The sequence below is a fragment of the Streptomyces sp. ITFR-16 genome (assembly GCF_031844705.1).
Taxonomy (GTDB): Bacteria; Actinomycetota; Actinomycetes; order Streptomycetales; family Streptomycetaceae; genus Streptomyces.
Window position 1 is genome coordinate 7,556,352 of sequence record NZ_CP134609.1, and the last position, 15,136, is coordinate 7,571,487.

A 15,136-nucleotide genomic window follows, 5' to 3' on the forward strand; every position below is an offset into this window, starting at 1 on the left:
CTCGACCTTGCGGACCTCCCAGCCCTCCTTCTCCAGCGGGTCGGTGACGGCGCAGACGGATTCCAGAGGCGTCGGTCAGTCCGTCTCGGCGCGGCGCGCGAAGGCGGCCGCCGCAGCCGCGCCCAGGGACAGCAGGGCGCAGATCATCCAGACCGTCACATAGCCCGACTCGTCCGGTGCCGCGTCGGTGCCCAAGGACGTGGCACCCGGCTCCGTCTCCGGGGTCGCGAGGATCACGGCGATGACGGCACCGGCGACCGCTCCGCCCAGGGTCTTGACGTTGTTGTACAGAGCGGTGGTGACACCCGTGCGGGAGGGGGCGCTGGCCTCGGCGATCACTGTGGGCAGTGCGCCGAGCGCCACGCCCATGCCGACTCCCGCGAGCACCTTGGCCGCCACCAGCTGCCAGATCTCCGCGTGAAAGGCGGCGGTGGCGAGGAAGCTCGCGCCGATCAGCGCGAACGAGGCGATCAGCGTGGGCCGGTAGCCCAGGCGGCCGGCGATCCGGGCGGTCAGCGAGGAGCCGACGACCGCGGCCACCCCTGCGGGCAGGGCGATCAGCGAGATGGCCAGGGCCGAGAGCGCGAAGCCGTAACCGGCCCGTTCCGGGTCGGCGGCCAGGAAGGTGGCGTCCGGGGCCAGACTGCCGAAGTAGACGACGCCGAAGGCGACCGCGCACAGGAAGTACGGGGCGACGGTGCGGTCGGCGAGGGCCCGCAGGTCCACCAGGGGTTCGGCGACGCGCAGTTCGCGCACCGCCCACCCCGTGCCGACCAGCAGGGCGAGCAGCACCGGGACCAGCACCGCGCCGGACAGCAGGGGACCGCTCTTCGCCGCGGAGATCCCGGTCAGCAGCAGGAGCATGGACACGCTCAGCAGCCCCACGCCCGGCCAGTCGAGCCGGCCGCCGGCCGTCCGCGTGGACTCCGGGATCGCGAGGAACGAGACCGGGACGCACAGCACGGCCAGCGCGGCCGGGATGAGCAGGGTGGTCCGCACATCGCCCGTCGCCTTGTGCGCCAGACCCATCAGCACCCCGCCGAGGAGGGTCCCGAAGGTGAGCGCGCCGACGAGCCGGGCGATGGCGCCGCGCGCCCGCTCGACGGAGAGCCGGTCGCGTACCAGGGCGATCTCCAGCGGCAGCAGAGCGGCGAGCGGCCCCTGGAGCACCCGGCCCGCCAGCAGCAGGGGCAGCGAGGGGGCGAAGGCCACCAGCAGCGAACCGACGGCCACACAGACCAGGGAGACCCGCAGCATGCGGCGGTGCCCGTACAGGTCTCCGAGCCGGCCGAAGGCGGGCACGGACACGGCGGCGGCCAGCAGTTGCGCGGCGATCACCCAGCTGAGGTCGGAGTCCGCGATGCCGAGGTCCGCGCCGATGTCGGGCAGCAGCGGGGCGATGCCGCCCTGGAGGAACCCGCTGGTCATCTCGAAGAGGATCAGCAGTCCCACGACGGCGCCGACGGACGCGGACGGCCGGTCGGCGGGCGCGGCGGAGGTCTGCGCCGGTGAGTCGGTCGTGCTCATGAGGGCTCCTCGGTGGCTGCTCGGGCTTCCTGTGCTTCCTTGGCTTCCTGAAGGCGGCGGGCGGCGAGTTCGGCCAGGAGCACGGCGGCGTCCACGACCGCGCGGTCGTCGTAGACCGCCTGCGGGGAGTGGTTCATGGGGGCGGTCGCCGGGTCGCTGCCGGGCGGGCAGGCGCCGAGGCCCACATAGGCGCCCGGCACCTCGCGCAGGACGTAGGAGAAGTCCTCGGAGCCGGCCATCGGGCGGGGCGCCTCGAAGACCTGGCCGGCCCCGAGGACGCCCCGCGCGGTGCGCAGCGCGAAGGCGGCCTCGACCGGGTCGTTGACGGTGACCGGGTAGTTCTCCCGGTAGTCGATCTCGGCCGTCACACCGTGCGCGGCGGCGACGCCGCGCACGGTCCGCTCGAATCCGGACCGGATCCGGGCGTGGGTCCCCTCGGAGAACGACCGTACGGTGGCGGTGAACTCGGCGGCCCCGGGGATCACGTTGCCGGCGGACCCGGCGTGCAGCGAACCCACGGTGACCACGGCCGGGTCGAAGATGTCGATGGTGCGCGTGACCATCGTCTGCAGCGCCGTGACCATCTCGCAGACGGCGGGTACGGGGTCCGTGGCCGCGTGCGGCGAGGAGCCGTGGCCGCCGGCGCCCAGGACGCGGACGGTCACCTCGTCGGAGGCCGCGAGCACCGGCCCCGGCCGTACGGCGGCCGTGCCGGCCGGCAGCACCGCCGAGGTGACATGGAGGGCGTACGCGGCGACGGCCCGCGTACCCGCCGCGTCGAGCACCCCCTCCTCGATCATCAGCCGGGCGCCGCCCATGCCCTCCTCACCGGGCTGGAACATGAGGACCACGTCGCCCGCCAGCTCCTCGCGGCGTCCGGCGAGCAGCCGGGCGGCGCCGACCAGTCCGGCGGTGTGCAGATCGTGGCCGCAGGCGTGCATCCGGCCGGCGGCCTCGGAGGCGTACGGCACCCCGCTGTCCTCCTGGACGGGCAGCGCGTCCATGTCGCCGCGCAGCAGGACGGCGGGCCCGGGGCGGCCGCCGCGCAGCACGGCGGTGACGGAGGTGAGCTGCTTGCCGAGGGTGATCTCCAGGGGCAGGCCGGCCAGGGCCTCCAGGACGGTCTGCTGGGTGCGCGGCAGGTCCAGGCCGAGTTCGGGCTGCCGGTGCAGCGCGTGGCGCAGCCGGATCAGGGAGTCTTCGATGGCGAGGGCGTCGGTGCGTGCGAACATGCCTGGTATGGTGCCGATCCGGCCTATCCGGCCGGCCCCTATGCCGGAATCCTCCGGATCGCACAGATCATTTGCAGGTATCGACCGGCTCACCGGGGCGACGGCGGCAGGCCCGCCCCGACGGCGTGAGCGGTGAGAGAGGGCGGCCCCGTGCTCGACGAACTCGACCACCTGCTCGTCACCGCGCTCCAGATCGCGCCGCGCGCGGACTGGCGGACCATCGGCGAGGTCCTCGACATCGACGCCTCGACGGTCGCCCGGCGCTGGGCACGGCTCACCCAGGCGGGCCACGCCTGGATCGGCGTGCACCCGGCGGTACGGGCGAACAGCCCGGAGACCCCGGCCCTGGTGGCGTTCATCGAGGTCGACTGCGTCTCCGGGCGGCTGCACGAGGTGGCCGGGCACATCGCCGACGACCCCCATGTGTTCAACCTGGAGCACGTCAGCGGCAGCCGTGACCTCCTGGTGACCGCCGTCTTCACGGACCACGCGCAGCTGGCCCGCTACGTCGGCTTCCGCCTCGGCGCCCTCGACGGGGTGGCCGCCTCACGCACCCAGGTCGCCACCACCCTGCACACCGAGGGCAGCCGCTGGCGGCTCGACCGGCTCACCGAGGAGCAGCGCCGCAGACTCGCACCGGCGGCCCCGAGCCGCCAGCCCACCCGCAGGGTTCCCGAGCGCGATCTCGCACTCGTCCGGGTCCTCGGCGAGGACCCCCGCCGGCCCGTCGCCCGCATCGCCGAGCGCACCGGGCTCAGCCCCACGACCGTCCGCCGCCGCCTCGACCGCCTCGACGCCGAGCAGGCGCTCTCCTACCGCTGCGAGGTGGCACGGTCCCTCTCGGGCTGGCCGGTCTCCGTCTCCTACTGGGGCGCGGTGCCCCAGAGCCGGGCGCCCCAACTGGCCAAGAGCATCAGCCAGATCCGGGAGATCCGGCTCTGCGCCTCGCTGACCGGTCCGCACAACCTGCTCCTGGCGGCCTGGCTGCGCTCGGTCGACGACATCGGCACCTTCGAGTCCCGGCTCGCCGCCCGCCACCCCGAACTGACGGTGGCGGACCGGGCGATCACGCTCTGGCCGATGAAGCTCGCCGGCCATCTCCTCGACCCCCAGGGCCGCCACCTGCGTGCGGTCCCGCTCAGCAGCTGGCTCGCCCCGGAGTCGGACACCGCGGAGGCATCCCTCCTCGCCCGGCTCCGTACGCCACCGGCCTGACCCGCGTCACCGCGGCCCCGGGCCGACCTCGACGCCGTACTGGAACGCGTCGCCGCCCGGCCCGGGGCCCACTGACCCCGCCCCGGTCACACTGGAGGTCTCCGGCGGACCGGGTCCGGTCCGCCGCCGAGCGGGAGGTACAGGCACATGACGGAACCCGACCCCGGGCTCTTCGGGCCCGCATCGGTCACCTGGCAGCTGCACGGCGACCCGATGATGTGGGTCGCCGGAGTGCGCGCCCTGTACCTCCAGGCCCTCCATCCGCTCGCGGTGCGCGGGGTGATGCAGAACTCCGACTTCCGCAAGGACGCCTGGGGGAGGCTGATGCGCACGGCGGGGTTCGTCGGGACCATCACCTACGGCACCACCGAGGCCGCCGAGAAGGCCGGCGCCCGGGTCCGCCGGATCCACCGCCTGCTGAAGGCCACCGACCCGTCGACCGGGCGGACCTACGGCGTCGACGACCCCGAACTGCTCCTGTGGGTGCACTGCGCCGAGGTCGACTCCTACCTCCAGGTCGAGCGGCGCTCCGGCTACCCGCTCACCGGCGCCCAGGCCGACCGGTACATCGGTGAACACCGGCACAGCGCCCGGCTCGTCGGCCTCGACCCGGACCGGGTGCCCGCGACGGCCGCGCAACTGGCCGCGTACTTCGAGGAGGTGCGGCCGCACCTCGCGTGCTCCCCGGACGCGCGGGACGTGGACGACTTCCTGCGCAGGCCGCCCGTCCCCCCGCTGCTCGTGCCGGCGCGCGCCCTGCTGTGGCGGCGCGTCGCGACCCTCGCCTACCAGTCGCTGCCGCCGTTCGCCCATGAGCTGTACGGCAGGCCCGTGCCGCCGCCCGCCGCCGTGGACCGCCGGCTGCGCGCCACGGGAACGGTCCTGCGCGCGATCCCCTCCCGGCTGCGCTGGCGTCTTCCGCCCGGTCACATTGTGAACGCGATGGCACGCCTCGGACCCGGCAGCCGCCCCACCCCGTACAAACTGAAGAGGCAGGCAGCCATACTGGACGCGCCGGGGAGGGCGCGGCGCAAGCAGGCGGAGTGACGGGGGCGACAGCGGGGATGGCGGAAACCAGGCTGATCCAGAGCCGGTACCGACTGCTCGATCTGATCGGGCGCGGAGGCATGGGCGAGGTGTGGCGCGCCCGCGACGAAGCGCTCGGCCGCCAGGTCGCCGTCAAGTGCCTCAAACCCATGAGCCCCGAGCACGACCAGGACTTCAACCGCATCGTGCGCGAACGGTTCCGCCGCGAGGCCCGGGTCGCCGCCGCGCTCCAGCACCGGGGCGTCACCGTCGTCCACGACTTCGGCGAGTACGAAGGGGTGCTCTACCTGGTGATGGAGCTGCTGGACGGCCGCAACCTCAGCCAGCTCCTGGAGGACAACGCCCAGCACCCGCTGCCGGTGGACGACATCGTCGACATCGCCGAACAGGTCGCCGACGCCCTGGGCTACACCCACCAGCAGGGCATCATCCACCGCGACCTCAAGCCCGCCAACATCATGCGGCTGTCCGACGGGACGGTGAAGATCTGCGACTTCGGCATCGCCCGGCTCGGCCACGACATCCCGGTCACCTCCCGCCTCACCGGTGTCGGCGTCGCCATGGGCACCCCGCACTACATGTCGCCGGAACAGATCAGCGGCGGCCAGGTCGACCACCGCAGCGACCTCTACTCGCTGGGCTGCGTGCTGTACGAGATCGCCACCGGCGCCCCGCCCTTCGACCTCGACGACGCCTGGGGCATCCTCGTCGGCCACCGCGACACCCCGCCCGAGCCGCTGCGCTCCCACCGCGCCGAACTGCCCGGCTTCTTCGACCGCGTCGTGCTGGAACTGCTTGCCAAGACCCCGGACGAGCGGCCTGCCGACGCGGACGACCTGCGCCGCCGCATCTCCGTCGGCCGCACCGGCGAACAGCTCCGCCCGGAGCCGACCGGACTGGTGCCGCTCGCCCCGCCCGTCCCCGTCGTGCTGCCCGGCCGGACACCGGGGACCGGCCCCCGGCTGCCCGGGTGGGCGCAGCGCATGACCAGCGGCCACAAGGCGACGGGCGGGGCCCGGCTGCCGCTGGCACCGCCCGACCACTCGGCGGGCCTGACCGGCGCGTGGACCACCGGCGCCGCCTCACCGCCGGCCGGGACCGTCCGGCCCACGCCCGCGCCGGAACTCCTCGCGGTGCTCGCCGGCCGCCACAGCGCCGGCCTCAACCTGGGCCGGCTCGGACACTGGGAGGAGGCGGGCGAGGTCCATCGCTCGGTCGCAGCCGAGCGCGAACAGGCCCTCGGACCCGACCACCCCGACACCCTCTCCAGCCGCTACGAGGTCGGCTTCACGCTCAGCCGGACCGGCCGCGCGGCCGACGCGCTGAAGGAGTTCGCCCGGGTCACCGAGGGCCGCGAACGGGTCCTGGGCCCCGACCACGCGGACACCCTCGCCGCCCGGCAGGAGATGGCGTACGTCCTGGGCCGGCTCGGCCGCCACTTCGAGGCCCATCAGCTCTACGCCGCCGTCCTCGCCTCCCGGGAACGCTCCATGGGCCCCGACCACCCCGACACCCTGCGCTGCCGGCACAACCTGGCGTTCAACCTCAGCAGGCTGGGGCGGCTGGAGGACTCCTACCGCATCGCCCGCGACGTGGCCGAGGCCCGCGCCCGGCTGCTCGGCGCCGCCCACCCGGACACCCTGGTGACCCGCTACGAGGTCGGCTACACGCTGGGCCGGCTCGGCCGGTGGGCGGAGGCCCTGCACACCTACCGGGACGTCGTCGGAGCCCGGACGCAGACGCTGGGCCCCGACCACCCCGACACCCTCGCCACCCGCTACGAGGTCGGCATCAGCCTCGGCCGGCTGGGCCGCAGCGCCGAGGCCCTGGAGCTCTACCGCGCCCTCGTCGCCGACCGCACCCGGGTCAACGGACCCGACGACCCCGAGACCCTGCGCGCCCGCCACGGACTGGGCGTCAACCTGGGCCGGCTTGCCCGCTGGGACGAGGCGCTGACCGAGGCGCGGGAAGTGTGCGCGACCCGCGAACGCACCCTCGGCGCCGACCACCCCGACACCCTCGTCAGCCGCCGCGAGGTCGCCGTCGCCCTCGGCTGGCTGGGCCGCTGGGCCGACGCGCTCACCGTCTACCGGCAGGTCGCCGAGGCACGCACCCGGCTCCTGGGCGCCGACCACCCGGACACCCTCGCCGGCCGCAACGACGAGGCGCACTGCCTCGAACAGCTGGGCCGGGGCCCCGAGGCCGTCGAGCTCTACCGGGAGGTGGCGGCGCTCCGGCAGCAGCGGGGCGTCCCGCCGCACTGACCGGCGCACGGCACACGCCCTGGTCAGGGCGGGCCGTCCGTGTTACGAAGAGGCATGCCCGTACGAGACAGCTATGACGCGGTGATCGTGGGCGGCGGCCACAACGGTCTGGTCGCCGCCGCCTACCTCGCCCGCGCCGGACAGTCCGTCCTGGTCCTGGAGCGGCTGGGGACCACCGGGGGAGCGGCCGTGTCCACCCGCCCCTTCGCGGGCGTCGACGCCCGGCTCTCGCGCTACTCCTACCTGGTCTCACTGCTCCCGCCGAAGATCGTCCGCGAGCTGGGCCTCGACTTCGCCGTACGCAAGCGGACCGTCTCCTCGTACACCCCGGCCGTCCGCGACGGGCGCGCCACCGGGCTGCTCGTCGGCGGCGACGGCACCCGCGACTCCTTCGCCGCGCTCACCGGATCGGACCGCGAGTACGCGGCCTGGCAGCGGTTCTACGGCCTGACCGGGCGGGTCGCCGAGCGGGTCTTCCCGACCCTGACCGAACCCCTGCCCACCCGTGACGCGCTGCGCGAGCGGATCGGTGACGCGGACGCCTGGCGGATGCTGTTCGAGGAGCCCATCGGCGTCGCCGTCGAGGAGAACTTCGAGGACGACCTCGTACGCGGTGTGGTGCTCACCGACGCGCTGATCGGCACCTTCGCCGACGCCCACGACGCCTCGCTGCTCCAGAACCGCTGCTTCCTCTACCACGTGATCGGCGGCGGCACCGGCGACTGGGACGTCCCGGTCGGCGGCATGGGCGCGCTCACCGACGCCCTCGCCGGGGCCGCCCTGGCCGCCGGCGCACAGATCAGGACCGGTCACGAGGCAGTCCGGATCGACACCGACGGAACGCACGCGGAGGTGACGGTACGGGCGGACGGCACCGAGCGGACCGTCGGAGCGCGCCGGGTCCTGGTCAACGCCTCGCCGCAGGCACTCGCCGCCCTCCTCGGCGACGAGCCGCCGGCCCCCGCCGAGGGCGCGCAGCTGAAGGTGAACATGCTGCTCACCCGGCTGCCCCGGCTGCGGGACCACGCGGTGGACCCGCGCCGGGCATTCGCCGGGACCTTCCACATCGCCGAGGGGTACGGACAGCTCGCCGCCGCCCACCGGGACGCGGCTGCGGGCCGGCTGCCCGCCGCCCCGCCCTCGGAGATCTACTGCCACTCGCTGACGGACCCCTCGATCCTCGGCGCCGACCTGGCCGCCCGGGGCTACCAGACCCTGACCCTCTTCGGCCTGCACACCCCGGCCCGCCTGTTCGCCGAGGACAACGACACCGCCCGCACCACCCTGCTCAAGGCGACCCTCGCCGAACTCGACGCGCATCTGGAGGAGCCGATCGCCGACTGCCTGGCGCTCGACGCGCACGGCGAGCCGTGCGTCGAGGCGAAGACCCCGCTCGACCTCGAACGGGAGCTGCGGCTGCCCGGCGGCCACATCTTCCACCGCGACCTCGCCTTCCCGTACGCCAACGGAACGGCCGGCCGCTGGGGCGTGGAGACCGCGCACGCCAACGTCCTGCTCTGCGGGGCCGGCGCGGTGCGCGGCGGCGGGGTGAGCGGGGTCCCCGGCCACAACGCCGCGATGGCGGCGCTGGGCCGGTGACCCGGGCGCGCCCTACTGCCCGAACACCCCGCGCAGCGCCCCGATCTTGCGCGGCAGGTCGTACTCCGCGCCGCCCTCGTGCCCGTTGTACGTGAACACCTCGATCCGGGCCGGTCCCGCGTAGCGGTGGTAGGCCGCGTACACGGTGGACGACGGACAGATCTTGTCCATCAGCCCCACCGAGAACCACGCCGGGGCGCTCGCCCGCGCCGCGAAGTTGACCCCGTCGAAGTAGGACAGGGTCTCCATCGCCTCGTCGATCCGGAAGCGGTGCCCGGACAGCCAGCGGGCGATCTCCGCGTAGGGACCGGCGTCCGTGATCTGCGAGGCGCGCCGGTAGTGGCAGAGGAACGGCACATCGGCCACGGCCGCCACGACGTCGTCCCGCAGCCCCGCCACGGCGAGCGCGAGGCCGCCGCCCTGGCTGCCGCCGAGCACCGCCACCCGGGCGGCGTCCACGGCCTCATGGGCCTTCGCCGCGTCGACGGCCCGCACCGCGTCGGTGATCAGCCGCCGGTAGTAGTGCCGGTACGGGTCCTCGATGCCCCGGGTCAGGAAGCCGGGGGAGGAGGAGCCGTGCCCGTCGGGCCCGGTGTCCGCGGTGTCGGCGGTGTTCTTGCCGCCGCCGCCCTGTCCCCGGTTGTCCATGACCAGATGGGCGTAGCCCAGCGCGCTCCAGGTGAGCCAGGAGTACGGGATGCCCCGGCCGCCGTTGTACCCGATGTACTGCACGACGGCGGGCAGCGGGCCCGAGCGGGCCCGGGGCAGCATCAGCCACGCCTTCACCGGCTGTCCGCCCCAGCCCCGGAACGTCACGTCGAACACCTCGACGGTGGCGAGCCCGGCGGCGTACGGCACGAACGACGCGTCCAGGCCGTGCCGGGCCGTCTCGGTGAGGGTCTTCTCCCAGAAGGCGTCGAAGTCGGCGGGCTCCTCCGGTTCCGGCCGGTAGTCGCGCAGCCGGTCCAGCGGCATGTCGAACAACAAGGGTCTAGCTCCTGTTCAGGGTGAGGTTGAGGGTTGCACCGTGGCGTCCAGTCGTGTCGGCGGTGATGCGCAGGCCCCCGCCAGCCGGTACGGCGCTGACACCCGGGTCCGCCGAGACGACGCTCAGCCCCCGCAGCGCCAGGTCCAGCACGACGGAGGACCGCAGCTGGGTGGGGTCGGACAGGGCGACGGTCACGGTCCTGCCCTCCGGGCGCAGGAGCACCGAGGCCGGCCCGTCGGCGGTCAGCTCCTGCGCGGTCCCGGCGGCCCAGAAGTTCGCCGCGAGCAGCCCGTCCGCGCGGCGGCGCACCGCGTGCACGGCGGTCGAGGCGGCGATCTGCTCCACCGGCGGCGCGGACGCCCACTGCCGGGTGCGGTCGGCGGACGCGGCCGGGGCCTGGAGCCAGAAGTAGCCCGCGTTCTGCGGGGCGGTGCCGTGGTCCTGCCACAGCGTCAGATACGGCCGGGTGACGGAGGTGTCCGTGCCGTACTTGAGGTTGATCTCGCGCCAGGTCGCGGTCCGCTCCTCGCGCAGCCCGTTGAGCGTGACGGGGTCCGGGAAGACGTATCCGCCGGTTCCGGCCAGGTGCAGCCACCGCACGCCGTCCAGCCGGGCCGACCACCCGGTGTCCGCCGGGGCCGCCGTGCCGTTGACGAGCAGGGCCGCGCCCGGGTCGCGGAGCTTGCGGTTCTCCACCACGGTCTCGGCCGGGCCCGCGTCGGCGGTGATGCCCGAGCCGACGCAGGCGATGACGTCGTCCAGGCAGAACCAGCTCTTCAGGCCGTGCAGCGAACTGCCGAACGCCCGCAGCTCCATGCCGTACGCGCCGAGCGTCGTCCCCGGCAGCGCGGCGCCGCCCGCCCAGTCGGCGGTGCTGGTGGTGCGCTGGCCCGCCGCGTCGCCGGGCCGTCCGGCGATCACGGTGGTCCCCGGCAGCCGCGCGGGATCGACGGTCGGCCAGTAGTCCTCGCTGTAGTGGCCGAGGTCGTCCGTGTACAGGAGCACCATTCCGTCGGAGAGGTGCCAGGCGTGCAGATTCTCGTTCTGGATCGACTCGTAGTTGTAGATGCGCGAGGAGTACGCGGAGATGCCGAGCGCGAACGAGGGCCGGTGGTGGGCCGCCTTGTCCATCCGGGGGTGCTGCTTGTGCACGACCAGCGGGCCGCGCGCCGGCACCGGCGAGGCGAGGATCTGCTGGGTGGCGGCGAGGGAGGCGAGGTCGGTGACGCCGAGGAAGTCCCGGTAGGTGTCCTCGGCGATCCACTGCTTGACCAGGGCGGTGAACCGGTCGGCGGTCTCCCCGGGGAAGCCCGGGATCAGCCGGACCACTGCCTCGATGACGGTCTGGGCCGAGACATGGCCCTGCTTGCTGGGCCGGGCGATCTCGCGCCCGCAGACCGACGCCATCACATCGCCGCGCGCGAGCAGCGGATCGAATCCCTCGTCGACCCAGAGGCGGACGTTGTCGAGATCGGGGTCGGTCACCGTCCACGCCGTACCCGCGAGGAGGTTCAGCAGCCGGGAGAGGTTGTTCAGCAGCTCCTTGCCGTAGCCGCCGTTGTACGGGTGCTTGTAGTGCTGGAGGAAGGAGCCGTCGGAGTAGAACCCCTCGCCGGTGCCCTCCGCCGCGGCGCCGGCGTCGTTGAAGGCCAGGACGCTGTTGGCGCCGGAACCCTCGACGTCCGAAAGAGCGTCACGGACCCGGACGAGGTCGTCGCCGCTGCCGCGCAGCACGGCGTTGACGGCGACGACGGTGGAGATCCACACCCGGTTGGCGCCGGTAGCGATCTGCCGGTCGGCCCGCCAGAGGTTCGGGTCGGGTGTGTAGCTCCGGACGGCGTCGTTGATCCGGCCGAGCCGCTCCTCGCCGAGCACGTCGTACAGCAGTACGGCCGTGTCGTTGAGCGCGAGCGCGGCGCCGATCTCCCAGTCCCAGTCGTTGTCGAACCGGGTGTGCCCGGGGCCGTAACGGTGCGTCAGCATCCAGTCGACACCGGCCAGGAGCAGGTCCCGCAGGGCGGTGTCGCCGTACTGGCCCGTGCCGGGGACGGCCCACGCGGTCGCGGCCGCCGCCAGGCGCTTGAACGACGTCGTGACGTGGTTGGAGAGCGTGGTGCTGGTCAGGTCGGGGAACAGTCCGTCGGTACGGGACGGGTCCAGGCCCTTCGCGGCGGTCGTCGCGGCCTTGCCGACCCGGGCCACGGCGGCGGCGATCCGGGGGTCCGCCGGATCGAGCCCCGGCCCGCCGGTGAGCAGGGTGTGCCACCGGACCCGCAGCGAGGCGGGGTCGTCGACCGGGTCCTCGGCGTGAGCGCTGCCCGCCGCGAGCGTGAGCGGCAGGGCGGCGGTCGCGCCGAGCGCCGCCGCACCGGCGAGGACGGTGCGCCGGGTGGTGCCGGTGGTGCCTCGGGTGGTGCCTGGGTTCATGGGGCGGCCCTCACAGAAGGTGTCGGCGGTCGACGGCCGCGGCGAGCGCCGCATGGCCGGCAGGATTGGGGTGGAGCCCGTCGCCGCTGTCGTACGCGGGCCGCATCCGCTCCGGGCGGTCCGGGTCGCGCAGGGCGGCGTCGAAGTCGGCGACGGCGTCGAAGACCCGGCCGGTCCGCACGGCCGCGTTGATCCGCCGGCGCACCGCCTCCAGCTCGGGCGTCCAGCGGGTCCAGCCGCCGAACGGGGCGACGGTCGCGCCGACCGCCCGCAGTCCGGCGTCCCGGGCCCGCAGCACCAGCTGCCGGTAGCCGGCCAGGACGAGCTCCGGGTCGGTCTGGCTCGGCGGCTGCTGGAGGTCGTTGACCCCGAGGTGGACCAGAACGGTCCGCAGCCCGGGCAGGGACAGCACATCGCGGTCGAAGCGGGCCTGTCCGCCGGGCCCGAAGCGGGCGTCGTCCAGCAGGACCCGGTTGCCGCTGATCCCCAGATCGGCGACGGCGGCCCCGGGCAGGCGGCGGGCGAGCCGGTCGGGCCAGCGCATGTCCGAGTCGTCCGGTGTGCCGACGCCCTCCGCGATGGAGTCGCCGAGCACCGCGATCACCGGCCCGTGCGCGCCCGTCACCTCGACACCCGTGAGCAGATACACCGACGTGGTGCGCTCGCCGTCGAGGTCGTGCGAGGCGTGGGTGTTGCGGTGGAAGGACAACGGGCCGGTCGGCCCCGGAAGTTCGGTCCGCACGGTCAGCAGGGACGCCTCGGCGGCGTGCAGTCCGGCGACCGCGTCACTGGTGAGCGAGGCGCCGGCGGCCAGCCAGGCCTGCCGCCGCCCGCCGAACGTCACGGGCCTGCCGCCCGCGGTGACCGGACCGATCAGGACCGGCACCGTCCCGAAGGCGTGCCCGTACCGCAGCCGTACCCGTCCGCCGGCCGACAGCCGTACGCGCGCGGTGAAGGTGCCGTTCGTCAGCCCGGCGCTCGCCACCGCGTCGGTGTCGGTCGGCGCGGTCTGCGCGGTTGCCCAGGACGTCGTCCAGCGCGAGCGGCGCCCGGTGGCCGGGGCTTCGGCGGCCCGCGCGTCCGGCGCCGCCACCGCCACGGCGGCGAGACCGGCGGCCGCCGTCAGTACCCCGCGTCTCGCGGGCCCCCGGCCGGTCACTGGGGGCACGCCCCGGTCGGGTCGTACGCACTGCCGTACGTGCCCACGGCGTCGCCGCCGGTGTTCCCGCTCATGGTGTTCGCGCAGACGGGGCCCTGCGGGGTGCGCATGAACTTGATGCCGCCGCCGGCGTTCCCGGTGATCGTGTTGCCGTAGACGCCGGTGCCGGTGCCGTCGGTCTCCGTGTCGCCGCCGAGCCGGATGCCGGCCCCCGCGTTGTCGTGGATGGTGTTGTAGCGGAAGATGTTGCCGCTGCCGCGCGCGTCGAGCCCGCCGGAGCTGGGGTCCTTCTGTTGACTGCAGTCGTTGTACTCGACGTAGTTGTCGGTCGAGTTCTCCTTCACGTCCACGCACTCGTTGCCGCGGGTGGCGATCGTGTTGTGGTGGATGCGGTTGTTCCTGCTGATGTCGGGGGCCGCGTCCGGCGCCCCGTTCGCGCCCTGCTGCTCGGGGGCGGTGCCGAGGTAGATGCCCTCGCCGTTCTTGCCGCCGCCGCCGAACTTGAAGTCGGCGACCCCGCAGTCGGTGATGGTGTTCTCCGAGATGTCGGCGCCGGTCACCAGATAGCGCACCCGCAGGCACTCGTCGGCGGCGTTCTTCAGCGTCATCCCGGTGATGCGCAGACCGCCGACCCCGTTACCGGGAGTCGTGCTCATGACATATATGAGCTTGAGGCGGTAGTCCGACACATCGCCGGACGAGCCGTGCAGCCCGTCCACGGTGAAGCCGCTCAGCGTCGTCGAGTCGTGCCGCACCTGAATGATCCGGGCGTCACCGGCCCCCTTCACCACGGCGTTCGCCGGACCGGTGATCGTGACCCCGGCGCGCACCGTCACGACGTCCTGCCGGTACGTCCCCGCCGCCAGGTTCACCACGGCACCGGCCGGGGCCAGATCGACCGCCTTCTGGATCGTGGCGAACGGCGAGCCGGCCGATGTGCCGGAGTTGGTGTCGCTGCCGGACGGGGCCACGTAGTACGCGGTCGCGGCGGGAGCGGCCACCGACGGCGGGGGGAGGACGAGCGGGGCGCCGACGGCGAGCGCGGCGACGAGGGCGGTACGCAGTGCGTGGCTCATGGGGTGTGCCTCCTGGGATCGGCGAAGGACAGAGCGAGCAGTACGGGAATGCTGGGGCCGAGCAGCAGGGGCCCCAGCGGGACGACGAGGGAGAGGAGCACGGCGGAGACCACCGCGCCGAGCAGGGCCGTGCCCCGGGCCGCCGAGCCGAAGCCGAGGACCAGTGCGCCACGCGTCCAGTCGCGGACGGTGCCGCCCGGCGCCCGGCCCGCCTCGGCGGCGAGCGCCACATGGTGGATGACCAGCACCGCCGCGATGCCCGCCTGGGCGGCGAGCAGCACAAAGGTCCAGGGCTCCGAACGGCCCAGCAGATGGACGATGTCGGCGGCGAGCACGCCCCCGGCGGCCGTGGACAGCAGCGCGTGCCGCCACAGGGCGCGCCAGTACCGGGGGAACGCGGTGACGGTGTGGACGAAGCAGCGGCTGTCCCCCTCGGCCCGCCACCGCTGGAGCCCGTGGGCCATCGCGGCGAGCGCGGGCAGCCAGGTCACCACCCCCAGCGACAGCAGGGCGAACGCGGCCCCGGCAGCCGCCGGATAGGCCACGAACTCCAGCCGCCTCAGGAGCGTCGGCCAGCCGGACGAGAGAGTTGCCCGCATGGG

11 protein-coding genes are annotated in these 15,136 nt (G+C 74.2%); 4 read left to right on the forward strand and 7 right to left on the reverse strand.

From position 1 onward, the window contains the following. Positions 1-75: 75 nt before the first annotated feature. A complete protein-coding gene (locus tag RLT58_RS33410; protein WP_311314097.1) occupies positions 76-1,527 on the reverse strand; it encodes an MFS transporter in 1,452 nt (483 codons plus the stop codon). Next, positions 1,524-2,759, reverse strand: coding sequence for a M20 metallopeptidase family protein (locus RLT58_RS33415; protein ID WP_311314098.1), 1,236 nt, complete (start codon positions 2,757-2,759; stop codon positions 1,524-1,526). Before RLT58_RS33415 ends, RLT58_RS33410 begins: the two co-directional genes overlap by 4 nt. 150 nt (positions 2,760-2,909) lie before the next feature. On the opposite strand from RLT58_RS33415, the gene RLT58_RS33420 reads away from it, so the two are divergent. The 4 genes from RLT58_RS33420 to RLT58_RS33435 all read left to right on the forward strand — a co-directional run bounded on the left by RLT58_RS33420 (position 2,910) and on the right by RLT58_RS33435 (position 8,884). After that, complete coding sequence (locus tag RLT58_RS33420) at positions 2,910-3,974, forward strand: Lrp/AsnC family transcriptional regulator (RefSeq protein ID WP_311314099.1); 1,065 nt, start codon at positions 2,910-2,912, stop codon at positions 3,972-3,974. Positions 3,975-4,121: 147 nt separating this feature from the next. Then, entirely contained in the window at positions 4,122-5,021 is a 900-nt protein-coding gene (locus RLT58_RS33425; protein WP_311314100.1) for an oxygenase MpaB family protein, read from the forward strand. A gap of 17 nt (positions 5,022-5,038) precedes the next feature. Then, positions 5,039-7,285, forward strand: coding sequence for a serine/threonine-protein kinase (locus RLT58_RS33430; protein WP_311314101.1), 2,247 nt, complete (start codon positions 5,039-5,041; stop codon positions 7,283-7,285). 54 nt (positions 7,286-7,339) lie between these two features. Then, a complete protein-coding gene (locus RLT58_RS33435; RefSeq protein ID WP_311314102.1) occupies positions 7,340-8,884 on the forward strand; it encodes a phytoene desaturase family protein in 1,545 nt (514 codons plus the stop codon). A 12-nt stretch (positions 8,885-8,896) separates the two neighbouring features. On the opposite strand, the gene RLT58_RS33440 is transcribed toward RLT58_RS33435, so the two are convergent. Genes RLT58_RS33440 through RLT58_RS33460 form a run of 5 tightly spaced genes read right to left on the reverse strand, consistent with a single transcriptional unit; the run spans position 8,897 to position 15,133 of the window. Further along, the gene (locus RLT58_RS33440; RefSeq protein ID WP_311314103.1) at positions 8,897-9,871 is read right to left on the reverse strand and encodes an acetylxylan esterase; all 975 of its coding nucleotides are present in this window, start codon (positions 9,869-9,871) and stop codon (positions 8,897-8,899) included. 4 nt (positions 9,872-9,875) lie between these two features. Then, positions 9,876-12,299, reverse strand: a complete 2,424-nt coding sequence (locus RLT58_RS33445) for a polysaccharide lyase 8 family protein (protein ID WP_311314104.1) — start codon at positions 12,297-12,299, stop codon at positions 9,876-9,878. Positions 12,300-12,309: 10 nt separating this feature from the next. Then, positions 12,310-13,458, reverse strand: a complete 1,149-nt coding sequence (locus RLT58_RS33450) for a GDSL-type esterase/lipase family protein (protein ID WP_311314728.1) — start codon at positions 13,456-13,458, stop codon at positions 12,310-12,312. Beyond that, positions 13,455-14,534, reverse strand: a complete 1,080-nt coding sequence (locus tag RLT58_RS33455) for a DUF1565 domain-containing protein (protein WP_311314105.1) — start codon at positions 14,532-14,534, stop codon at positions 13,455-13,457. The genes RLT58_RS33450 and RLT58_RS33455 overlap by 4 nt, the downstream gene beginning before the upstream one ends. After that, positions 14,531-15,133, reverse strand: coding sequence for a hypothetical protein (locus RLT58_RS33460; protein ID WP_311314106.1), 603 nt, complete (start codon positions 15,131-15,133; stop codon positions 14,531-14,533). Before RLT58_RS33460 ends, RLT58_RS33455 begins: the two co-directional genes overlap by 4 nt. Between the last annotated feature and the right edge of the window lie 3 nt (positions 15,134-15,136).

Bases quoted from the DNA above. Each gene is read 5' to 3' on its own strand.
- RLT58_RS33410 (WP_311314097.1), bottom strand. From the start codon at position 1,527: ATGAGCACGACCGACTCACCGGCGCAGACCTCCGCCGCGCCCGCCGAC.
- RLT58_RS33415 (WP_311314098.1), bottom strand. From the start codon at position 2,759: ATGTTCGCACGCACCGACGCCCTCGCCATCGAAGACTCCCTGATCCGG.
- RLT58_RS33425 (WP_311314100.1), top strand. From the start codon at position 4,122: ATGACGGAACCCGACCCCGGGCTCTTCGGGCCCGCATCGGTCACCTGG.
- RLT58_RS33430 (WP_311314101.1), top strand. From the start codon at position 5,039: ATGGCGGAAACCAGGCTGATCCAGAGCCGGTACCGACTGCTCGATCTG.
- RLT58_RS33435 (WP_311314102.1), top strand. From the start codon at position 7,340: ATGCCCGTACGAGACAGCTATGACGCGGTGATCGTGGGCGGCGGCCAC.
- RLT58_RS33445 (WP_311314104.1), bottom strand. From the start codon at position 12,299: ATGAACCCAGGCACCACCCGAGGCACCACCGGCACCACCCGGCGCACC.
- RLT58_RS33455 (WP_311314105.1), bottom strand. From the start codon at position 14,534: ATGAGCCACGCACTGCGTACCGCCCTCGTCGCCGCGCTCGCCGTCGGC.
- RLT58_RS33460 (WP_311314106.1), bottom strand. From the start codon at position 15,133: ATGCGGGCAACTCTCTCGTCCGGCTGGCCGACGCTCCTGAGGCGGCTG.